The 22001-nt window shown below is 38.0% G+C and carries 20 protein-coding genes; 4 read left to right on the top strand and 16 right to left on the bottom strand.

Annotation, left to right across the window (positions count from 1 at the left end; all coding sequences use genetic code 11):
• Window positions 1-7: 7 nt before the first annotated feature.
• The 6 genes from ACFSCX_RS14830 to ACFSCX_RS14855 all read right to left on the bottom strand — a co-directional run bounded on the left by ACFSCX_RS14830 (window position 8) and on the right by ACFSCX_RS14855 (window position 6734).
• Window positions 8-949, bottom strand: coding sequence for an AraC family transcriptional regulator (locus ACFSCX_RS14830; protein WP_377929029.1), 942 nt, complete (start codon window positions 947-949; stop codon window positions 8-10).
• 109 nt (window positions 950-1058) lie between these two features.
• Window positions 1059-2096, bottom strand: a complete 1038-nt coding sequence (locus ACFSCX_RS14835) for a Gfo/Idh/MocA family protein (protein WP_377929030.1) — start codon at window positions 2094-2096, stop codon at window positions 1059-1061.
• 12 nt (window positions 2097-2108) lie between these two features.
• Window positions 2109-3083: an ABC transporter permease gene (locus ACFSCX_RS14840; RefSeq protein WP_377929031.1), complete on the bottom strand. Its 975-nt coding sequence runs from the start codon at window positions 3081-3083 to the stop codon at window positions 2109-2111.
• Window positions 3076-4593, bottom strand: coding sequence for a sugar ABC transporter ATP-binding protein (locus tag ACFSCX_RS14845; protein ID WP_377929032.1), 1518 nt, complete (start codon window positions 4591-4593; stop codon window positions 3076-3078). Before ACFSCX_RS14845 ends, ACFSCX_RS14840 begins: the two co-directional genes overlap by 8 nt.
• 73 nt (window positions 4594-4666) lie before the next feature.
• Window positions 4667-5626 carry a substrate-binding domain-containing protein gene (locus tag ACFSCX_RS14850; protein ID WP_377929033.1) on the bottom strand — a complete coding sequence of 320 codons (960 nt, stop codon included), beginning with the start codon at window positions 5624-5626 and terminating at the stop codon, window positions 4667-4669.
• Window positions 5627-5744: 118 nt separating this feature from the next.
• The gene (locus ACFSCX_RS14855) at window positions 5745-6734 is read right to left on the bottom strand and encodes a LacI family DNA-binding transcriptional regulator (RefSeq protein WP_377929034.1); all 990 of its coding nucleotides are present in this window, start codon (window positions 6732-6734) and stop codon (window positions 5745-5747) included.
• Between the two features lie 207 nt (window positions 6735-6941).
• Here ACFSCX_RS14855 and ACFSCX_RS14860 point away from each other — a divergent pair, with 207 nt between their 5' ends.
• Window positions 6942-7910 carry a sugar phosphate isomerase/epimerase family protein gene (locus ACFSCX_RS14860; protein ID WP_377929035.1) on the top strand — a complete coding sequence of 323 codons (969 nt, stop codon included), beginning with the start codon at window positions 6942-6944 and terminating at the stop codon, window positions 7908-7910.
• A gap of 54 nt (window positions 7911-7964) precedes the next feature.
• Here the strand turns inward: ACFSCX_RS14860 and ACFSCX_RS14865 are convergent, their stop codons facing one another.
• The 7 genes from ACFSCX_RS14865 to ACFSCX_RS14895 all read right to left on the bottom strand — a co-directional run bounded on the left by ACFSCX_RS14865 (window position 7965) and on the right by ACFSCX_RS14895 (window position 16443).
• Window positions 7965-8495, bottom strand: a complete 531-nt coding sequence (locus ACFSCX_RS14865; protein ID WP_377929036.1) for a GNAT family N-acetyltransferase — start codon at window positions 8493-8495, stop codon at window positions 7965-7967.
• 139 nt (window positions 8496-8634) lie between these two features.
• The gene (locus ACFSCX_RS14870; RefSeq protein WP_377929037.1) at window positions 8635-9180 is read right to left on the bottom strand and encodes a GNAT family N-acetyltransferase; all 546 of its coding nucleotides are present in this window, start codon (window positions 9178-9180) and stop codon (window positions 8635-8637) included.
• A 41-nt stretch (window positions 9181-9221) separates the two neighbouring features.
• Window positions 9222-9983 (bottom strand): serine hydrolase, encoded by a 762-nt coding sequence (locus ACFSCX_RS14875; protein WP_377929038.1) that lies wholly within the window; start codon window positions 9981-9983, stop codon window positions 9222-9224.
• Between the two features lie 392 nt (window positions 9984-10375).
• Entirely contained in the window at window positions 10376-11722 is a 1347-nt protein-coding gene (locus ACFSCX_RS14880) for a flavin monoamine oxidase family protein (RefSeq protein WP_377929039.1), read from the bottom strand.
• Between the two features lie 165 nt (window positions 11723-11887).
• Window positions 11888-13354 carry a protein adenylyltransferase SelO gene (locus tag ACFSCX_RS14885; protein WP_377929040.1) on the bottom strand — a complete coding sequence of 489 codons (1467 nt, stop codon included), beginning with the start codon at window positions 13352-13354 and terminating at the stop codon, window positions 11888-11890.
• A 199-nt stretch (window positions 13355-13553) separates the two neighbouring features.
• The gene (locus ACFSCX_RS14890; protein WP_377929041.1) at window positions 13554-15773 is read right to left on the bottom strand and encodes a sensor histidine kinase; all 2220 of its coding nucleotides are present in this window, start codon (window positions 15771-15773) and stop codon (window positions 13554-13556) included.
• Window positions 15751-16443, bottom strand: coding sequence for a response regulator transcription factor (locus tag ACFSCX_RS14895; RefSeq protein ID WP_377929042.1), 693 nt, complete (start codon window positions 16441-16443; stop codon window positions 15751-15753). The genes ACFSCX_RS14890 and ACFSCX_RS14895 overlap by 23 nt, the downstream gene beginning before the upstream one ends.
• A 328-nt stretch (window positions 16444-16771) precedes the next feature.
• On the opposite strand from ACFSCX_RS14895, the gene ACFSCX_RS14900 reads away from it, so the two are divergent.
• Window positions 16772-16960: a hypothetical protein gene (locus tag ACFSCX_RS14900; RefSeq protein ID WP_377929043.1), complete on the top strand. Its 189-nt coding sequence runs from the start codon at window positions 16772-16774 to the stop codon at window positions 16958-16960.
• A 138-nt stretch (window positions 16961-17098) separates the two neighbouring features.
• Here the strand turns inward: ACFSCX_RS14900 and ACFSCX_RS14905 are convergent, their stop codons facing one another.
• On the bottom strand, window positions 17099-17326 hold the full coding sequence (locus tag ACFSCX_RS14905) for a hypothetical protein (RefSeq protein WP_377929044.1): 228 nt from the start codon (window positions 17324-17326) through the stop codon (window positions 17099-17101).
• A 515-nt stretch (window positions 17327-17841) separates the two neighbouring features.
• Between ACFSCX_RS14905 and ACFSCX_RS14910 the strand changes: the two genes are divergently transcribed.
• Both ACFSCX_RS14910 and ACFSCX_RS14915 read left to right on the top strand, forming a co-directional pair.
• Window positions 17842-18318 carry an ArsR/SmtB family transcription factor gene (locus ACFSCX_RS14910; protein ID WP_377929045.1) on the top strand — a complete coding sequence of 159 codons (477 nt, stop codon included), beginning with the start codon at window positions 17842-17844 and terminating at the stop codon, window positions 18316-18318.
• Window positions 18319-18321: 3 nt separating this feature from the next.
• Window positions 18322-19563: an MFS transporter gene (locus tag ACFSCX_RS14915; protein WP_377929046.1), complete on the top strand. Its 1242-nt coding sequence runs from the start codon at window positions 18322-18324 to the stop codon at window positions 19561-19563.
• On the opposite strand, the gene ACFSCX_RS14920 is transcribed toward ACFSCX_RS14915, so the two are convergent.
• On the bottom strand, window positions 19560-21095 hold the full coding sequence (locus ACFSCX_RS14920) for an AMP-binding protein (protein WP_377929047.1): 1536 nt from the start codon (window positions 21093-21095) through the stop codon (window positions 19560-19562). The genes ACFSCX_RS14915 and ACFSCX_RS14920 overlap by 4 nt on opposite strands.
• Window positions 21092-21943, bottom strand: a complete 852-nt coding sequence (locus ACFSCX_RS14925) for an SDR family NAD(P)-dependent oxidoreductase (protein ID WP_377929048.1) — start codon at window positions 21941-21943, stop codon at window positions 21092-21094. Before ACFSCX_RS14925 ends, ACFSCX_RS14920 begins: the two co-directional genes overlap by 4 nt.
• Window positions 21944-22001: the final 58 nt, after the last annotated feature.

Below are 22001 nucleotides of genomic sequence, written 5' to 3' on the forward strand. Positions count from 1 at the left end.
TCCTCCTCTATTTTGGCTCTATCGCTAAACAAATCGCCTTAATTTTGCACTCTATTGATAATGATCCTGTCACTGGTTCTAGCTGTACTAGTTCAACTGGATTCCCTAGATATCTGTAACCACTCCTAGGTAACCAAAAGCTATACAGCTCCGAATAACACTCGATTAATTTCCCTCTTTCACTATATCTTACAGGCTCATCGAATTTATAGACAACATGTTTGCCTCCTTGAAACTGATACACTGCCTCATCTTCTACATGAGAACGGCCATTTGGGTTTATCTCTAAGCGGCAATCATATCGGCTTTTTTCAGGAGGTGTTATATATGGGTTATTTCTAGGAATTCCAAATATTAAAGTATCGGGTTTCAGTAATTCACGTGATTTCGCCCAATGATAGAGGTCTTCCCATGCATCAGGAATTCCTATTGTATACGGACCAATACTTTGTCTATTCACAGTTGCGCAAACTGGAAGATCAATCGTTTCGACCTTGGTCAAGTCTAACCATTTAAATTCATTATAGGTGTTCGTTTCGGAACCTTCTTTCTTTTTCTTGCTAAAAAATTTAGATTTCTTGCTATCATGATATTCTCTTGGAAAGCGTTCCAAATACGCTCCCTCTCTCCACTTCTTAGGACTCGTATGAAAATACTCATTAAACGAGTAAGTAAAGTATGATAATGAAGAAAAGCCGCACATGATTGCAACCTGTGTGACCGGGATTTGTTGCTCATAAATTAGAAAATGTGCAGCATTTTCTAATCGGAGCCTTTTAATGTATCCGGCTGGGGTTTCACCTGTCACTGCCTTAAAGGTTCGTTGAAAATGATAAACCGAATAGGTAGACACCTTTGCTAATTTTTCAAGAGGTAAGGAATCGTTTAAATGTTCTTCTATGTATTCTAATACTTTATGAATTTGCTTGTACTGTTCTTTTCCAGACATGATTTTAAACCCCTTATCCATCAATTCCATTTTTTTATATCACAAAAAAGTTCCTGATACCACTCGAATAATGTCAAATTCGACAAATTCCGGGTGGTTCCAGGAACTATTATAATACATGCACAACCTTTTCTGTTTCAGCAGCTTCCATTATCCCTAGAATGACTTTAAGTGAGGATAGTGCATCCTCTCCCGTCACAAGCGGTGTTTGGTCAAGTCTAATGGCTTCAATAAAGGAGTCAATGACACCACTATTCGTTTGGTGATCATTTGTTTGGATGTTTTCAAGTTTATATTGTATGACTTCTCCATCCTTTGTTATAACTTCAAGCTGATGCTCGTTACTATGATAAATTTTCATGATACCTTTTTCACAGTAGATAATAGTGCTATTGTCTTCTTCTCCATAATAGGTCCATGAAAAGGCAGCAGTACCAAGGTATCCTTGTTTCGTTTTTAAACTGCACACAATATTATCACACACTTCAATTGGTTGCCCATTTTCATCGACCTTATCTAATGCACCTTGAAATGCACTAACATGAGTGATGTGGTCGTCTAATAAATAATGAAGTAAATCCACTTTGTGAATTCCTAAATCTCCTGCAACACCTAGACCTGATCGTTCTTTTTTAAAGAACCAGGTTGAATTTGTTTTATTCACTCCCCAGCCTTCTGGTCCTGCATGTCCAAAGGTCGTTCTAAATGTAAGAACCTTCCCAAGCTCTTTGTTTTGAATGATTTCTTTCGCTTTTTGATGAGCACGAGTAAAACGTTGATTATGGCCTACCATTAAATTTTTTCCAGACGTTTTTTGAGCCCGTACTATTTCATTTGCATGCTCAACCGTTAAGGAAATTGGCTTTTCACATAATACGTGCTTTCCATTATGTAGAGCTTGGGTGGAAAACACGTGATGTGATTCATTGGATGAACAGTCACTAATCGCCACGATTGTTGGATCACTTAATAGCTCCTCCAATGTGTGAGCAACTTTTCCATCAAAAAGATCTGCTAACTCCTGCGCTCTCTCAATATTTCTATCATAAAACACGATTTCATCTACGTATGGATTTGCTTTATATTCAGGTGCATGCCGATACTTAGAGATAGAGCCGCACCCGATAATTCCAACTTTCATACCCAATTTTGATTCCCCCTATTCTCTTTTTTGGAATACCACTGCAATGATAATGATTAAACCTTTCACAAATCCTTGAAGGTGTGGGGATACGTTCATTAAGTTCATCATATTATTTAGAATTCCTAGGATTAACACGCCAAAGAAGGTACCAATAATCTTCCCTCGACCACCTGTCATTCTTGTACCACCGATAATAACAGCAGCAATCGCATCTAATTCATATTGCACTCCTGAACTAGATGAAGAAATAGAATTCAATCTGGATGTTTCAATAATCGCAGCAACACTCACTAAAAGTCCTGCCAAGCTATATACACCAATCTTTACTCGATCCACCCGAATAGCCGATAATAGTGCCGCTTTTTCATTACTTCCTAAAGCATATACGTAACGTCCAAAACGGGTCTTGTGCATTAACACATAAACAAGTGCTGTCATCACTAGGAAAATAATAATCGGGTAATCGATAATCCATAATTCACTGTTAGCAATGACCGTAAATCCAGATACTTCGCCTGAAATACTTCCGCCTTCCGCAATATATAATGCAATGGAACGTGCTCCTGCCATCATCCCAAGTGTCGCAATGAACGAGGCTATCTTTCCTTTTGCCACCATGAGTCCGTTCAGAAATCCTGCTGATGCCCCCACTAGGAAGGCAGTCAGGATGGCTACAAAAATACTTCCCGTAGCATTTAGAGCTAGAACGGTGATAACCCCAACTAGTACTAAAACCGATCCGACCGATAAATCAATTCCACCTGACAACATCACCACTGTCATCCCTAGCGCTACAATACCGATAATCGACACCTGCATGAGAATGTTCATTTGGTTATGAATATCTAGGAATCTAGGACTCAAAATAGATGCAGCAACAAATATAACGAAGAATGCGATGATAACACTGTACTCTGACCAAAGCCAAGAGAGGCGACTTTTTGTACTTGAAGCGTGCGTATTTACCTCTTTTACATTCAAACTAGCCAATTTTTTCAGCCTCCCTTTTTGAACCAGTCGCGTAACTCATAATCTCATCTTCAGTCGCCTCTTCACCCTTAAATCTCGCAGTGATTTCACCTTGGTACATCACATATATCGTATCGCAAAGTTTTAAGACTTCTGGAGCCTCTGATGATAAGATGATAATTGCCTTTCCTTGTTCGGCTAGCGATATAATATGTTGGTAGATTTCCTGCTTCGCTCCTACATCAATCCCTTGAGTTGGATTATCAAAAATGATGATATCCGTATTCACCTCAAGCCACTTCGCAATAATCACCTTTTGTTGATTTCCACCACTTAGCTTATCAATCGTCACGCGTGGATTGTGTACTTTTATGTTTAATTTTCCCTTGTAATAGTGAAACTTTTCCTGTTCACTCTTGTCTTGTATAAAGCCTGCTTTCTCAAAATGCCCCATTGAAGATAAGCTCATATTATGAATCACGCTTAAATCTTTGATAATTGCATTTTCTTTTCGATCCTTTGGAACAAATCCCAATCCTGCTTTTACCGCATTCTGAGGATGATCTATTTTTACCAGCTGGTCATTTATTTTGATCTGGCCAGTGTATTTTTTTCGATAACCAAATAAGCTTTCAAATAATTCTGTTCTGCCATCACCGGCTAAGCCAGTGAACCCTACGACCTCACCTTTTCGAACGGTAAAGTCAATATGTTTAAATTGTCCATGACTTGTTAAGTCGTTTACTTCTAACATAATGGGACCAAGTGAATGCTCTTTGGTTAGACGTTCTTCTGAAATCGACTTGCCAACCATCAGCTTTGTAATGGAATCTAAATTTTCATGCTTTATATAACCTGTCCCAACCAACTCTCCGTCACGTAGAACCGTATACCGATCACATATTTCCTTTATTTCCTTTAATTTATGAGAAATATAAATAATCGATACCCCCGTCTTTTTTAAATTCCTCATTAACTCAAATAAACGTTTTACTTCATGTTCTGCTAAAGATGAAGTTGGTTCATCCATAATAATTAGTTTTGACTTATGTAGTAGTGATTTTGATATCTCAATTAGTTGTTTGTACGATGTATCTAAATTTCGTACATATTCCTTAGGATTGATATGAACCCCGAGCTTTGCCAAAATCTCAGAGGTTTGTGCGCACATTTCCTCCACTTTTAGAAAACCAAACTTATTTTGCAATTCCGAACCTAAAAACATATTTTCATAGACCTTAAGGTCTGAAACTACATTTAATTCTTGATGGATAAAGCTAATCCCATGCTCTTGTGAAACTCTTGGATTTAGATTCTTTACCTCTTTTCCATGAATCTGAATAACTCCACCATCTGGCTGATGAACCCCTCCAAGAATATTCATTAAAGTGGATTTACCAGCACCATTTTCACCTAATAAGGCATGAATCTCTCCTTGCTCTACTTGTAGCGTCACCTTTTTCAATACAGGTACGCCATTAAAAGATTTTTCAATGTTCTTCATCGTCATAAAAGGTTGTGCTTCTGTCACCTGATTCTCCCCCCTTTATAGGAAAAGAGGAAATACAACATGGAATACCACCATTGTATTTCCTAATAGCATATTAGAATTTTGATTCCGGATCGTAATACTCATCAACATTGTCTTTTGTTACTTGTGTTGCTTCTTTTACAACCATCGTTTCAGCAGGATCATTTCCTTTTGCAATTTCTGCTGCAATTTTAACGGCATCTTCAACCATTGTAGGTGAGTATAAGAAAGTTGCTGTAATTATGCCGCCTTCTTTAATATTTTCAAATACACCTTTGCCACCGCCAGCACCTGTTATAAATTTAATATCCGTACGTCCTGCTTCTTTAATGGCTTGAAGTACTCCTAACGCCATCCCATCATCCTGGGTAAAAACAGCATCAATATGTGGATGTGCTTGCAAGATATTTTGCATAACCGTTAAGGATTTCTCTGTTGAAAAGTCTCCACTTTGCGAGGCTACTACTTCCATTCCAGGAGCACCCTCCATCGCTTCTTTGAATCCAGCACCACGTTGTTCGGTTACGGAACTAGGAGGTCCTGTAATTTCTACTACCTTTCCTTGCCCATTGAGTTTTTCAACAAAATATTTCCCTGCGTTTACACCAATACCTTCGTTATCACCTTTTACAACAACCGTTGCTGCATCATTTTCTAGTTCACGGTCAACAATGACTAAAGGAATCCCCGCATCTTTAATTTTTTGTCCAACTGGAGAAAGTGCTGCTGATTCAATTGGAAGCATGACAATAACGTCAACACCTTGTGCAATTAGATCATCAATGTCATTCGCTTGTTTATTCGGATCTGCCGCATTTGTCATAACATAGTTAATCCCATCACTTTCTTTTAGTGCTTTTGCTTGTTTTTCAGCACTGTCAATTAATGCACCCATCCATCCGTGTGTTGCAGATGGTAAAGAGATACCAATCGTTAACTGATCATCATTACTCCCGCTACTACCTTCACTACAAGCTACTAAACCAAATACAGTCACTAAAGCTAAAAGTAAGACTAGAAATTTCTTCAACATAATTCCCCCCTTAATGATCTTCCTGCTTGCGCCTTAATATGTAATCGATTACATTTACATCTAAGGCCAGCGCTCTATTATTAAAATGTTAATAACAGAGCGCTGATCTTAGCTGTAGTTAACCTAATGTCGACTCCCGAATGACCAATTCATGGTCTAAAATAACACTATCAACCTGTTCTCCTTTGATACGATCGATTAACATCTTAGCGGCTATCGCCCCCATTCTATACATTGGCTGGGCAATCGTTGTAAGAGTTGGGTTCGTCATATTTGAGAAATCAATTTTATCAAATCCTACTACTGCCACATCGTCCGGAACCTTTAAACCACTTGCATTAATTTCTTTAAGTGCCCCAATGGCTAATAAATCAGAAACTGCAAAAACAGCTGTTGGTCTATCCTTAAGATTTATTATCTTTTTCATAGCTTGCTGGCCATGTTCAAAGCCCAATTGCTGGGTATGAATCATATACTCTTGTTTCACTTCAATTCCATGTTCCTCGAGTGCTCGTTGGTACCCAAGCTTTCGCTGCCTTGCATATAAATATTTTTCATCAGAATTCATTAACGCGACTTTTTGATGACCAATTTTGATAAGATGTTTCACTGCCCTATAAGATGCTTCCTCATTATTTATCGTGATATAAGGTATTCCGCTATCTTCAGCATACTCACTACATTGAATAATCGCGTGTTTTTCCGCTAGTTTTTTTAGAGTTTCAACATTTACTGCTGGGTCCATTGATATAATGCCATCAGCCATTTTTTTCCGGACTAGGTCAAAATAAATGTTCTCTCTTTCAGGATTTGAATCGGTTTCACATAGGAGAATATTGTAATTTTGGCTCATCGCAATATTTTCAATCCCTTTAATGACTTCAAGATAAAACGGATTGGAGATCGAAGGAATAAGGATGAGTAAAATCCTACTTTCGGAAGTTCTTAAATTTCTTCCGAGCATACTCGGTTCATAATTTAATTTTTTTATCGCTTCTTCCACTTTAATTCTTGTCTTGGATGAAACCTTATTTTGACCATTCAATACTCTAGATACTGTTGCCACTGAAACACCGGCTTGTTTAGCAACATGTTGAATTGTTGTCATAACTTGTGCCTACTTTCTAATCCTAAGTGAAATAAACCTAAGTGAAATCGTTTACATTTTCATAGTAATATCTCTTGAATATTCTGTCAATACGAAAAATTAAAGTTCATAAAAGGTGTTGATTTTCGGATATTAATTCTATATGTTATAAATGTAATGGATTACATTTTTGTTTATTCTGATAATTATTGCGAGGAGGTTCTTCTTTTGAAATTAGGTGTCTTTACAGTATTATTCTCAGATAAAAGCTTTGATGACATGTTACAGTATGTTTCTTCAAAAGGTATAGAGGCAATCGAACTAGGAACAGGGGGGTATCCAGGTGATGCTCATTGTAAAATCGATGAGCTTCTTCAGGATAATAGTAGATTACTAGAGTACAAGCAAAAAATAGAGGACCACGGATTGATAATTAGTGCATTAAGCTGTCACTCTAATCCTCTTCATCCACAGACTATAGTTTCACAACCTGCAGATGAATTACTCGTCAAAACAATACAGCTTGCTGCTAAGTTAGAAGTACCTGTAGTGAACACGTTCTCTGGTTGCCCTGGTGATCATGAAAATGCCTTATATCCAAATTGGCCTATTTCCCCTTGGCCACATGATTTTCAAGAAGTATTAAAATGGCAATGGGAAGAAAAACTCATCCCATATTGGAAGGAAAAAAATGAGCTTGCACAGGCTCACAATATAAAAATTGGTCTTGAATTGCACGGAGGGTTTTCCGTACATACGCCTGGAACGATGCTTCGATTAAGAGAGGCTTGTGGATCAGCGATTGGTGCTAACTTAGATCCAAGTCATCTTTGGTGGCAAGGTATTGACCCTGTTGAGGCAATTAAGCTTTTAGGAAGCGAAAATGCAATTCATCACTTCCATGCAAAGGATACGATTATGGATCAGCCGAACATGAATCGTAACGGACTCACAGATATGACTGATTACTCGGACATGAAAAATCGTTCCTGGTATTTTCGAACTGTAGGGTTTGGCCACGATCAAAAAACGTGGGCTGACATTATAAGTACACTAAGACTTTATGGGTATGATTATGTAGTGAGTATTGAGCATGAGGACGGCTTAATGTCCATCGATGAAGGCTTTACTAAAGCCGTTGAAAACTTAAAGCCTGTGATAGTAAAAGAATCCGTTAGTAAGATGTGGTGGAGGTAATTGCATTGTATCAGTTTGAAGGTCAGGCTCCATTACGTGAGCCTGATCTTTTCATCATTTCGTTGCAAAATACTCATCTCGCAGTAGTCCATATTGAGACAAATCATGATACTCTCCGAATCTAGCAACATGCTGCCTTAATACCCCTTCATGCTTAAGACCAATTTTCTCCATTATTCTCCATGAACCTGGGTTCGTAGAAAATGCCTGTGCATAAATTTTATTCAGTTCTATTGTCTCAAATCCTAATGCTAACATAGCTTTTGCTGCTTCAGTTCCATAACCATGGCTCCAATAAGGTTTTCCTACCCAATAGCCCAGTTCCCCTCTCTTATGGGATTCGGTTATTTTTATATTAATGATCCCTATTAAGCTATTTGAATCTTTTAAAACAATCGCGAATATAACTAGGTCTCCCGCTTCATTTACTTTCTCAATAAAGTCCTTTGCTGACCCTTTCGGATATGGATGAGGGATGGTTAGTGTTGTTTTTGCGACATCATACTCTCCAGCTAGCTCATCTATTCGGTTTGAATCTTCTGCTTGAAGTGGTCGTAGTAGAATTCTTTCTGTTTCTAAATTCATCTTGATTTTCCCCTATTCATAATTTTTGAAAATTATACCATAAGATACAGCCGCTACTAACAAATTTTTTAATATATCCAACAAACTCTCTGTATTTTTTAAGAAAAGGAGAATCAAGATGCTTCCTTTGATCCCTCTATTACTTAAAGATCCTACCCATCAAGATTGTATGATAGTATCTTCCATCAGAAAGCTTTTTATCATTCTTTAATACACCCTCTACTTCAAAACCTAACTTCTCATATAGTCTAATCGCTTTCTCATTCGTTTCAAGAACACTCAACGTTATTTTCTGAATACCATTTGTGTCTGCCCAATGAATACATTCTCGCAAAAAGGTTTTGCCTATTCCATATCCCCAATAATCTTTTAGCACACAGACTCCAAACTCCACTTTGTGTGCCATCCTTTTCAGCTTGCTTCCTTCACATCTAGCAAAACCCACAAGTTTCCCATCTATTTCTGCTACTAAAAATAGATTATTTGGACTTTCTGTATCTTCTTGAATTAAATTCTTAAAGCCTTCTTCATCTATATATGCTTCGCCTTTTTCTCGATCTAAGTTTTCTGTTTCTCCATCCACTTGCAATCTTACTTCCGATAGATTTTTCGCATCCTGTTCGGTAGCAGAACGAATGGTATAGCTTACTTGATGAATAGTATATTCTTTTGAGCTCACTATCAATGATGACACCCACCTTTTTCATCTGTTAAAAATCTCCTTGTTTACGCTTGTTTTCTATACTCTTCATAAACTAGTCTCATAGCTTCGGAAATTTTCTCATCAGCAAACTGGTTGTCAATCCTATCCGGTAAGTTCCTTGCTCCTATCACATACAGAAATGGATTTTGTGAAAATTCACCTAAGATCCCAATATCAACAACGACTTGTTTTAATCCTCCCGTCATATGATGTAAGACATAGTTCGGAATTCCTTCAGTCTGTCCTTGCTGTCTTACCATTCCATTTATGATCGGAATCCATATTTGTTGATTCATCTTATACCCTTGATAGATGAAGCGGATCAATTCAATGAGCTGGCTTAATTCTCCGCTATTATCCATATCCAGAGGATTTTCCGTAACATTCATCGTATTAAAATAGGATTTCAAATCCTCATTTATTCTCTTCCAGCCACCATAATGCTTCACAACAGCATTTGCAACAAAACTATCATGACAGGCAATCATTACTTCTACAGCATCACGGAGTGCTAAACTATTCATACCTTGAAGATGAGGATAGATTTCATGACTATCTTCTTTTGGATTAAATGTAATATCCTCAACCATTTCATTCCAATGATGGTGACCATTTTCTACTATTTTTGCTACACAAAAGGCAATGGCCACTTTTGCAGCAGATGCGAGAGGAACGGTTAACTCTTCATTTACAGACATGATAATCTCCTGTTTTAAATCTGAAAAAATAATCATACCAACTTCGCCATTTTTTATTTCAGATAATTTCCCTATAACATTCTTCACTTGAAATACCCCCGCCCAACTATTCTCTTAACAAGTCTTCTACACACGTTTCTTTTCTTTTCGCTTTTGATCATAAAGGTACTTGATTCCTAACGATCCTCCAATAAAACCAGTTAGCATAAATGAACCGATGATTAGATCAAATTAATTTTCAGCAAAGACTAAATATCCTATCCCTCTTATGGCTAATAAAATACTACATATACTAAATATAAAAATAGAAAATTTGTTTGATAGTTTATAATCACTTTTCAATACCATTGACCCACCTTTTAGTAATTAGTTGTGTATAGGCTACCTTTATTTTAACATAATTATCCATTTAGATTACTACATAAATAAATGCCTGTCACCACTCGAATCCGACAAATTTCGAGTGGTGACAGGCACTCTTAAATTAACTGACTAATCACTAGTTTTGCGACATCCTGTCCTGACTGAACGGCTCCTTCCATATAGGTTCTCCATTCGATTGCCTCTTCGGTTCCAGCCCAATGAATCGATGATATGGGCTTAAATAATGAAGAACCAAAGTGGGTAAGGACTCCAGGTGCATAATGGGTTGCATATCCCCCTTGTGTCCATTCGTCCTCTGCCCAATTTTTTTCATATACTTCCTCTGGCTCATAAGCTTCTTTTCCAAAGTATTTCCCTAATACTTGTAAAACCTTGTTTACTCTCTCATCACGATCCATATTTTCTAACTCTCTTGCATGTTTTCCTGTCAAAAATACAGACAATACCCCCTTACTCGAGTCGGGAGGTGAGCTATCTAATGTTAAAGTGACCGGCCCACTACTTGAGAACAATTTCCCATTTAAACCTTGGCTTTTCCAAAAAGGACTGTGATAGATCATTATCATTTTAATAACAGAGGGCATTCCAGAGCGTTGACTAAGTTGTTGACGAATTCCGGGTAATGGTGGTGCAAATACAATGCGAGTGGTAAGATTTGGAGGAATCGCTACTATTACTTTTTTCGCTCTCCAGAAATCATTTGATGAATATACGTACGTACATTCATGTTGATAAGAAATTCGTTCAACTGGTGTGTTATAAACAACCGTATCACCTAGTGAATCGGCCATTCTTATAGTAAGCGTTTGTGCACCCTCACTCATCCACTCTTGTTCTGCCTGTAGCAAATAGTTAATCGTACCCGTAGATTTGATACACCATACCAAATCTAGAAGAGACACTTCATGTGCGTTCGAGCAAGTGATTTCTTCCACGATAAGCTTATAAAAAGCTTTTCCTTCTTGACTAAACATAGTCGCTTGAATAAATTGTTCAACGGTTTCTTTATCCAATTTACGAGCGATTGGTGAAGAAAAAGGAATTCCTTCTGGTAATTGGTTAACAAACGTTTTGATTCTCATCCCTACTTTAATAAGGTCGAAAAGACCTACTGGGGATAGGGGAGGGAGCCTTTTCGTCTTTTTTATCTTTCCGTTCCACTCATAAATTGAATTTCCTTTTTGATCGATTTTGTATGTCTTTATTCCAAATTCTTCAATCAAACGCTTTATCCTATAATGATTCACTCCTACCCATTGACCACCTAAATCGATTCGGATTCCTTCCTTTGTCGTCACACTATACAACCTTCCACCTGGCCGGTCTCTCGCCTCAAGAACGACAAATGATTTCTGATGTTTTTTACATTCTAAAGCTGCTGCTAATCCAGTAATTCCGCCACCTACAATGACAATATCTACGTCACGGATACCCGATTTCATATCGCACCTCTTTTTAGAATCTCTCTCGTAGTTGTCTTTATTAAATATGAAAAAAGCGGAGGACATATATCTTGTCCGCCACTTTATTAAAGTACCCATTTTAGCCAAAAACAAAGAAACTGCCCTTCGCTTTTCTAGCGATTGAAGTCTCAGTACCGCAATGCTTCAGGTTCCACAATAAGTTCGATAAGGACGGTCAGAATCAGGAGGAAGGGTACAGTAGTCCGCCTTTTCTTGTGTATACTCATAAGGATTTGAGAGAGCGGTAAGTAACCGCTCCATCACACTAAAGTCTCCACGTTCCACCGCTGCTTCTAGAGCCTCTTCTACTCGGTGATTGCGTGGAATGACCGCAGGGTTACTGCTTTGCATAAGTCTCTCAGACTCTTCAATCGTTTCCTCCTGTCTCTTTCTCCTTGCCTCCCAAAGCTCTTTCCACTGTAAAAATTCAGTCGAAGAATAAAGGTCTCCATCCAGAAGCTTATTCATCGTCAAGGATCGGAAAGTATTCGTAAAATCCGCCTTGAACGTATGCATGAGATTAAGCAAGCTTTCAAAAAGCGTTTCATCTTCTTTTTCCTCATTAAATAATCCAAGTTTCGCTCTCATTCCAGATATCCAATTGGCTTTAAATAACTCAGAGAAGTTAGAAAGCTCTTGCTGGGCGATTTCTACAGCCTTGTCTTGATCACCATGTAGAAGCGGTAATAAAGATTCAGCAAAACGGGCCAAGTTCCATCCACCAATAGAAGGCTGATTTCCATACGCATAGCGACCTTGTCTATCAATCGAACTAAATACAGTCATCGGATCATATGTATCCATAAAGGCACAAGGACCATAATCAATCGTTTCCCCACTAATCGTCATGTTGTCGGTATTCATCACACCATGAATAAAGCCAACTAACTGCCATTTAGTAATCAATGATGCTTGGCGCCTTATGACTCCCTTAAGGAGAGATAGATAACGATTGTCATCTAAATCAATATCAGGAAAATGACGCTGTATTGCATAATCAGCCAGCTTCTTCAGATCCTCGATTTCTCCCCACTGTGCAGCAAATTGAAAGGTACCAACTCTCATATGACTAGCTGCAACACGTGTTAAAATCGCGCCAGGTAATATGGTTTCACGAATAATCTCCTCACCTGTCGTTACGACGGCTAGGCTGCGGGTAGTTGGAATTCCAAGCGCATGCATGGATTCGCTCATAATATATTCACGAAGCATAGGTCCAAGAGCTGCTCGACCATCTCCACCACGAGAATAGGGCGTTCTCCCCGAACCTTTTAGCTGAATATCAAAACGTTCATCTGTGGGTGTTATATGTTCACTAATTAATACAGCACGGCCATCTCCTAACATATTAAAATGTCCGAACTGATGCCCAGCATATGCTTGAGCAAGGGGCTCAGCGCCTTCCGGGATTTTGTTGCCTGCGAAAACCTCCACACCCTCGTGATCTTGTAGTATCTCTGAGGTAAAACCTAAAGTTTTAGCTAGCGATTCGTTATAAATCACTAACTTTGGAGACCGTACAGGTTCTGGATGTTGCTTTGTAAAAAAGATGTTCGGTAGCTTTGCATAGCTATTGTCTAAGTTCCATCCTGATTTTTTTATGGTCAGCAACTCCCTTTCTAGTTTGTTTTGTATTGTAATTTTATTATAGCTTACGTGTTCGTATCTCTTCTTGCACAACGCTGTGCTTAGTTTTTACTTCTGTACATTTCTTATTCCGTATTTCAGCACCAATCGTATACAACTTACGTAACTGGACAAATAATAAAAAAACTCCTTTGTCTTCCACTTACAAAGGAGTTTTCCTAGCTTAATTGTCTTCAGCCATCAAGGTAATCGTTACTTTAAACAAATCACCGTCCACATCAATATCTAATGTAGCTTGGTGCAAATCAATGATAGATTTAGCGATGGCAAGCCCTAAACCAGAACCGTCTGTGTGGCGTGCTTCATCTCCACGCTTAAATCGTTCGATTAATTCGTCGTTATTTTCGCTTAATTCATATTTAGAAATGTTTTTAAACGTAATCAATACCTGCCTGTTCTCTTCTTTTATGCTTATATACGCTCTTGTGTTTTCTAGTGAGTATTTCAGTATATTTCCAATTAGATTTTCAAATACTCGCCAAAGCTTCTGCCCATCCACAACAGCATAAACAGGTTTTTCTGGATTGGATACACGGAACTGTATAGATGATTCTTGGATTGATTCATTATACTCAGCAAGTGCTTGTTGTAATAGTTGAACAATATCTACTTTCTCTTTAACAAGCTCCATGTTCCCGCTCGCCATTTTGGATACTTCGAACAAATCATCAATTAGCACCTTTAAGCGCTTTGATTTTCTATCAATGATTTCAATATAAGCGCTTCTCTCATCAGCACCTAGTTCTGGATTCTTTAACAGCTCGGTATAAGTCATAATCGAAGTTAATGGTGTCCTCAAATCGTGACTCACATTCGTAATTAATTCTGTTTTGAGTCTTTCACTTTTTGCTTGTGCATTTTGTGACATTTTAACACCATATTTTAGTTTATTTATATCCTCAGCAAGCTTAGCTAAAACTGATTTTCCTTTAACTTCTAAATCAGGCTCTAATTTCCCATTTGCGGCTGCACTCGCATGTAAAAGAATACGATTAAAATAGCCTAATCTTCTGACTATTAGTATCGATAGAGGGATCCCCACTACTAGTAGTGCAGGTAGATAAACAATGATAACCTCTTCTTCAATCGCAATGAACACAGCACCTAGTCCGAATAAGAAAATAATCATAAACAATAGGAGCATTTGGATTCCCACGCTTCGATTCAGAAACATATTGCCAATAGATTGAAAGATCCTTGTTACGATTGCCTTTCTCCAGTCTTTTTTAACGAAAGATATATCTCTTGTTCTTGGATATAAGTAAGCACCTTGAATCCAAGTTAATCCGAACATAACGGTGATCCAAAATAAATAATAGAAGATTCCTTCAAGTATCCCTAAAAGATGGTTACTGTAATTTAAGTAGGAAAGCTCAAAGAATATGGCAAGGGTAATCATCGCAGATATTACAAAAAGAACCCAAGCTATATCAATTGGAATCTTACGATAGTGTTCCTTCCATTTCTCCGGTGCAATCCTTCTAAGCATCTTATGTTTTCTTTCGATTACTATGCTGATAACTAAGGCAATAATCGCACCAAATGAAAACACCCAAAACAACGGTTTTTGTATCGTGAAATCATGATACTCGCTCATAATAAAATGTGAGTTTGGCGTTTTCTTCGTAACTCCTATTTTCCCTTCATAAAGAGAAAATGAATCCGTATTACCTAGATTGGCTATTTCTCGATACCCCCAAACAATTGGCTCTGGATTCAATTCTAGATAGTCATAATCCTTTGTTGGGTAGCTTCTAATTGTGTGCATATTGGCCTCAATAATGGATTCTTTAGCCGAAGGAGTAGGTGAGAGATTCGTGAACACCTTCCCCGTATTCGTATCCTTCAAGTGGAAGACAAACGCCTGTTTATACTTCTCGTATGAAGAACGCTGATTTTCTAACTGTCGGTAATATTCATTAACCTGTTCCTCTTTTTCTGCTAAAATCTTGTCTTTAATCAATTCATCATTTTCAAACAGCTCTGTAACTTCCTTTATTTTTTTATCTCTTTCTTCTATATAGAAGCTTTCAGCCTCTTGATTGCCTGTATTCCTTGCTTCTAATATCCTATCTTCATATTGTTGTTCAATATTGAAGACTTCGCTTGTTAGATCTCCATATCGATATCGATACTCTTCTATTTCACTATTCGTTACAGTGAGCTCTTTTACCACATCTTCCTTTGGCTGATACGCGATTTCAAACGCATAAACATAATTTAAAAATTCATCAACATGCCTTTCAAACTGATACGTATGAAAATAGTTTTTCTTAAAATAATGATGATCATCGAAAATAGCTGCTAACACACCACTGACTCCATACGTAAATAATAGAAGCCATGCAAGAAGTCCGATTCTACTTTTCCATTTTATATCCAATTCCCCATACCACCTTTAAATATCTAGGATTTTTAGGATCAATTTCAATTTTTTCACGTATTTTTCGAATATGAACGGCCACTGTATTTTCCGCATTGTATGACGGCTCTTGCCAAACACTTTCGTAAATATCATTGATAGAAAACACTCGACCAGCATTCAACATCAACAGCTCAACAATCCTATATTCAGTTGGTGTTAATTTGATTGCATCCCCGTTAACAGCCACTTCTTTTGCTTCCTGGTCAAGAGTCAGGCCGTTCAGGTTAATCATTTTGTTTTTTCCTTCAAAATGCCCTAATGTCACATATCTTCTAAGCTGAGATTTGACTCTAGCAATCAGCTCTAGTGGATTAAATGGCTTCGTTACATAGTCATCTGCTCCCACCTGCAATCCTAGAATCTTATCTGTATCTTCACTTTTTGCACTCAACATAATAATTGGGATATTCTTCTTTTCACGTATCTTAAACGTCGTTTTAATACCGTCCAATCGAGGCATCATGATGTCGAGAACGATAAGATGAACCTCTTGCTCGTTTAATAGATCAATGGCTTCAATTCCATCCTTAGCCTTCAATACTTTAATTCCTTCATTTTTTAAATATATTTCAATCCCATCACGGATATCTTTGTCATCATCTACGACTAACACAACGTAATTTGTCATTTGCTGATCCCTCCTTTCCAAAGTATACCATGTGCATTTCCTAAGAATATACATAGTATAGCTAGCAGTTCTTAATTTAAAGGTAGTGAAAAAATGAAGAATTTCTTAAGATTGAAAAGTACCTGGAACGCCCCGAAATCTGTCGAACTTGACAAACCAGAAGAAATGAAAGCTCTCTTTTCAGATGCCATGGCTAAATATGAAGTAAAACAAGAAAAGTAGCGAAAAGAAAATGAAGGGAAATGGACGTTGTCTAATGAGTTCGCGATTTCAGCCGTCATGCTTGGAGCCATTTTTGATATTGTATTTATTCTTTTATGGGCTATATATGAAAATAAGGAAACGAGAAGGGGAAATTCAGCCTAAAAAACAATGGACCGATTTAAAATGGTTTTGGAACATTGTCGCTTTTGGAGTTGTCCATCCGAAAATTAATTGGAAAAACTTTATTCAATTTGTCATCATTATGATGGACTTACTGAAACTTGCAATTTTTAGAATGATTGAACAAACGTAAAAAGCTTGGGACTTAGTCCCAAGCTTTCAGCATGTTTTAAGACCCCATTCGGGAAATTGATATATCAAACTAAGTAAACATGTACAAAGAGACCCTATCATTGAATATTTCCAGGATCAAAACACTTCGAAATGTCGATTACCCTGTTATTCGACTTTTCACTCCGCAAAACAATTCAAAATGTCGATTAAACCCTGTTATTCTACTTTTCACGCCGTAATCCACTTCAAAATGTCGATTAAATCCTGTTATTCTACTTTTCACTCCGCAAAACACTTCAAAATGTCGATTAAACCCTGTTATTCGACTTTTCACTCCGCAAAACACTTCAAAATGTCGATTAAATCCTGTTATTCTACTTTTCACACCGTAATCCACTTCGAAATGTCGATTAATCCTGTTATTCTCCTTTTCACACCGTAATCCACTTCGAAATGTCGATTAAATCCTGTTATTCTACTTTTCACTCCGCAAATCACTTCCGGGGCGTTCAGAACATGTAACAATTGTTGGAGATAAATCAGGTGTTTACCTACTTCTTGAAGTAAAGCTTCAAAAATCAGAGCAAGCTCTTATCAAACAGGCCAAAGAATTTAAGATCAACGTGTATCCAACTGCTATGTACTGGGCAGATGAGTACAAAGGTACATACCCATTGCTACAAATAGGCTTTGGAGGCCTATCTCAAAAGGAAATTGAAGAAGGCATCTATCGTCTCAGAAAGGCTTGGCTCTAAGATATATAGGGATATGGGATTTTACACCTATGTCCCTTTTATATGTTTATTGACAATTTTTTGAAGTTAATGAATAATATAAGAAAAGCATCATTCTAATTTTTTAGAATGGATTAAAAAATTAGTTCATAGAGGGGCTAGGCATATGGATACCTTTAAAATTAATGTAGAGCAATCGAAATTATTAGGCAGTGCACTACGTGTCAAAATCTTGGCACTTTTAGCAGATGAACCGAAAACAGCAAAACAAGTTGCTGATTTATTAGAGAAATCCCCTGGAAGTGTTCATTACCATGTTCAGCTATTATTTAAAGGTGGTCTATTAAAGATAGTAAATACGCAGGAAATTGGTGGGATTGTTGAAAAGTATTATCAAGCAGTGGCAAAAAATTTTTCTCCTGAGAACCAACACACTCCGCCTGAGGATTCAATTTCTTCAACTAGATTAACGACTAATCTTCTCTTAACGAAAGTACAATCCGTTCAATTCCTTGAAGAATTAAACCAAGTAGTTGAGAAGTGGGCCAAGGTGCTACCTCCCAAGAAGGAAGAACAACACGAGTATGGTGTGGAAATGATGCTGTGGGAAAAAAAGAGTACCAAAGACGAAGAGGAGGAGTAATGCATGCCTCAACCTAAAATTTGGACGTATTCATTTTCAATGCTTTTTTCCTCAAAAGTGACGAAAGTCATGGCGGAGAACATTACAAGTATCGCCTTTATGTGGCTACTACTAGAGTCAGGTGGAAATGCCTTTAGTACATCGATGATGTATGTTTGCTCTATGGTACCGCAGATGCTGTTTGGTGTATTGATCAGTCCCGTTTTATCAAAATGGAAGCTCACCTATTGGATGTTTGCTTCGGATAGTGTTCGCGCATTTATTATTTGTACGATCCCGCTTCTTTATTTAGCTGATGCATTACCACTATGGATGTTTTATTGTGCTGCATTCATCCAGTCAGCTTGCGGCGCCATCTATAACCCTGCCTCCGTGTCGTTATTGCCAAAGGTTTTGGCCAAATCAAGAATTCAACAAGGGAATGCCATCCTTGTATCAAGTGATAAAACGGTTTATTTGTTAGGTTTAGCTGGAGCCGGGGCGCTCATCACCTTTCTCTCTACTACCACTACACTCTTCATTACTAGTGCCTTATTCCTAATTTCCGCATTACTCATTTTACTTGTTCGATTGAACGGTCGCGATAAAGTAAAAGAGGATCATACACTGTCTTATTGGAAAAAAATCAGGGCAGGAATTACGTTTGTTTGCACCGAAACGTTCATCTTACCATTGGCTCTCGTCTGTATTTTTGTAAATATCGGGATCATCCCATGGATTATCCTCCGTCCAATCCTGATTTACGACGATTTATCGGCAAGTGCCTTTATCTATACACTCGTTTCATCCTGTGGTTTTATCGGTGGATTAGTAGTAGGTATTATTTTGACAAAGGTGGTCATCCGTCATCAAGGAATACTATTTATTATTGCCGTAATAGTTGAAGGGGTTGCTCTTACGATAACCGGTATGTCGCCAAGTATCATCCTAATGATGATTTGTAGCTTTATTATAGGAATGGGTGAGACAGCTATCAATGTACCGATAATGGTTATGATTCAAACGAGTATTCCAGAAGATAAACAAGCACTTGTATTCAGTGTGATTGGACTCGTCGTAGCATTACCACTCCCACTATTCGGTTTAGTTATGGGTCCGTTAGCGTTATTAGTAGGAAATGGGGTTGCAATCATGCTCGGGGGGGTACTTATCATTCTCTCCGGTTTAGGTGCCTTAAAATTTACATCACTATCCAAGATGTTGACATCCAAACGAGTACAAAAAGAAGTGGGACACGGCATTTAACCCCCGTGTCCCACCTCAGCGCTACGAAGCCTTTGCTTATCTACCTTACCTAAAGGCGTATATGGCATTTGATCAATTAATACAATATCCTTTGGCATTTGAAACCTCGCTGCTCTTCGTCTTAGCCATTCATATAGCTCTTGTGTTGATAGACTAGCATCTTTCATAGGCTGTACATAGGCTTGTAGCCTATTTCCAAACTGGGCATCGACCACCCCAATTACTGCCACTTCAGCTACATAAGGGTGTTGAATGAGGATTTGTTCTACTTCTACAGGGTATACATTAACACCCGCTGATACGATCATGTCATCGATTCTTCCACTTAAATAGTAGTACCCATTCTCATCTTGGTAACCCATATCCCCTGTTTCAATCCAATTATTTTTCTCCTTCATACAAAATTGACCAATCGTTCCGACGTCCACTTTCCTTTTACCTGAATCTAAGATAGTGAACGGTACCCCTTTTATTTTCCTGCCAAGGGTAGTGGCTGAATCTTGTAAATCTTGCGGAGTGGCAATGATGTTTAGACCAGTTTCTGATGTACCATATAAGTTATATATAATATTCCCTAACTTTAGAAGCACTTCATCAACGAGTTTAGGGGTTAATACTGCACTCCCTGAAGCAATACAATGAAGTGTTTTTAAATCGTCCACATTATGCTTTAACATTTTTTGTAACATAAGTGGAACAACCGTTACGACTTCTATCTTATGTTCACGAATGAGAGTACATGCCCTCTCTGCTTCAAAGCCTTTACTAACCACGATCTTCTTTCCTAATGCAATAAATAAAAATAATACAGCTAGGCCATACCCGTGATAGATAGGGGTAGCAACATAGGTAGTTTCATAACGTAACAGTTTTAATCTAGTAAGTAAACCTATAAAAGGATTCAAATACGTGAATATAGATGGCCGATGAGCAACTTCTTTTGCTTTACCTGTTGTACCACCTGTCCGGAGCAGCATTTTACTGGATGAAGCTCTTTGAAGTTTTTGACCCTCTTGCTTCTCAAGTACAAATCGATTAATTGCAGGCAACTCATCATGATAGCTTACTACTATTTTCTGATGATAATTGGATTTCTCTACAACAGAGATAAAATCAACATCGCAAACAAGCAAATCAATGTCTAGTTCATCTAATACTTGAATCATCTGATTCTGTCCAAGCTCCGTATTCAGAAAACAGACATCTGCCCCTGTGCGGGAAACGGAAAATATCGCTTTCACGAATGATGCATGATTTCTACACAAAAACGCAACCCTTTTCCCGCTCCTTAACTCGTATCTCTCAGAAAAAATGGTAGCTAGATTTTCTGATTGCATCCTTAATTGTGCGTACGTTAAGGTTTCCTCGTCATCAACTAGTGCAATTTTTTTACTATAAGACGTTCCCGCAAATTGTAATAACGTCATCGCATTGATACCACATTGAAAAAGAGCCATTATAAGTCTTGATAACCCTTTTGGGGATAGAATATTCAATTTGAATAATACATAGGTTAGCTTCAATATGTTCAAGTTTTATCCCCCTTTTTTCTGATCAGACGTGGGAGGAAGCGTTCAGATAATTTACTGAATAGTAAAGAGGCTACTTGACCAAATGGTAACCACCATGGCTGATAGCTTTTCCGTTTCGTATACAATGACTTGCATATGATGGCAGCAACATGTTTTGCATGCATAGCAGGCATGTTTTGATAAGCAACGGTTGGTGAAATCATCGGAGTTTGAACGAGTGGCAAATAAATGGACGTTGTGGCTAATCCGTTCGCATTTAGTTCAGGAGCAACTGATCGAAACCATGTATCAAATGCAGACTTAGAAGCCTGATACGCTGCCCAGTACGGGAATGGTACTAACTTTGTATTTATCGTAGAGATATTGATAATATGCCCTCTGTTTTTTGTAAGAAGAGGAATGACTGACAATACTATTTGCACCGGTGCCAAATAATTAACGGCCATTGTCCTAGTCATGTCATGGTATCGATCGAGTGACTGATAAATAGGTCTCTTAATGGACTTACCTGCATTGCTTATGACTACATCTAGTCCATGTGGCAGCTGGTGGATCCATGCTAACAAGGTCTCCACTTCGGCCTCGTTTCGAAGATCTACCTTGAATACACTAACTCTGGCTGTATTTTTCTCAATGTCGCTCTTCATCGTGATAAGTCTATCTTCTCGCCTTGCAACAAGGAGTAAATGAGCATCCACCTCAGCAAGCATGTAGGCAACCTGTTCTCCTATTCCGGAACTTGCCCCAGTAATAAGAATCGTCTTACCTTTTAATTCACTTTTTAATTTTTCTTTGTCTAGGTAAGTGGAGGGGAACAATATTTTTTCTAGAAATCCGTAAGTGTACATAAGAGTAAATTCCTTTTTTCTTTTATTATACATGAACAAAAGGCTCAGGGCGCCCCGT

The sequence above is a fragment of the Bacillus salitolerans genome, from assembly GCF_042680805.1.
GTDB classification, from domain to species: Bacteria; Bacillota; Bacilli; order Bacillales; family SA4; genus Bacillus_CJ; species Bacillus_CJ salitolerans.

What these genes read in the sequence shown, in the direction of transcription:
- ACFSCX_RS14850 (WP_377929033.1), bottom strand. Translation starts at nt 5,626, where the DNA reads ATGTTGAAGAAATTTCTAGTCTTACTTTTAGCTTTAGTGACTGTATTT.
- ACFSCX_RS14915 (WP_377929046.1), top strand. Translation starts at nt 18,322, where the DNA reads ATGCCTCAACCTAAAATTTGGACGTATTCATTTTCAATGCTTTTTTCC.
- ACFSCX_RS14865 (WP_377929036.1), bottom strand. Translation starts at nt 8,495, where the DNA reads ATGAATTTAGAAACAGAAAGAATTCTACTACGACCACTTCAAGCAGAA.
- ACFSCX_RS14880 (WP_377929039.1), bottom strand. Translation starts at nt 11,722, where the DNA reads ATGAAATCGGGTATCCGTGACGTAGATATTGTCATTGTAGGTGGCGGA.
- ACFSCX_RS14900 (WP_377929043.1), top strand. Translation starts at nt 16,772, where the DNA reads ATGAAAATAAGGAAACGAGAAGGGGAAATTCAGCCTAAAAAACAATGG.
- ACFSCX_RS14855 (WP_377929034.1), bottom strand. Translation starts at nt 6,734, where the DNA reads ATGACAACAATTCAACATGTTGCTAAACAAGCCGGTGTTTCAGTGGCA.
- ACFSCX_RS14830 (WP_377929029.1), bottom strand. Translation starts at nt 949, where the DNA reads ATGTCTGGAAAAGAACAGTACAAGCAAATTCATAAAGTATTAGAATAC.
- ACFSCX_RS14895 (WP_377929042.1), bottom strand. Translation starts at nt 16,443, where the DNA reads ATGACAAATTACGTTGTGTTAGTCGTAGATGATGACAAAGATATCCGT.
- ACFSCX_RS14925 (WP_377929048.1), bottom strand. Translation starts at nt 21,943, where the DNA reads ATGTACACTTACGGATTTCTAGAAAAAATATTGTTCCCCTCCACTTAC.
- ACFSCX_RS14910 (WP_377929045.1), top strand. Translation starts at nt 17,842, where the DNA reads ATGGATACCTTTAAAATTAATGTAGAGCAATCGAAATTATTAGGCAGT.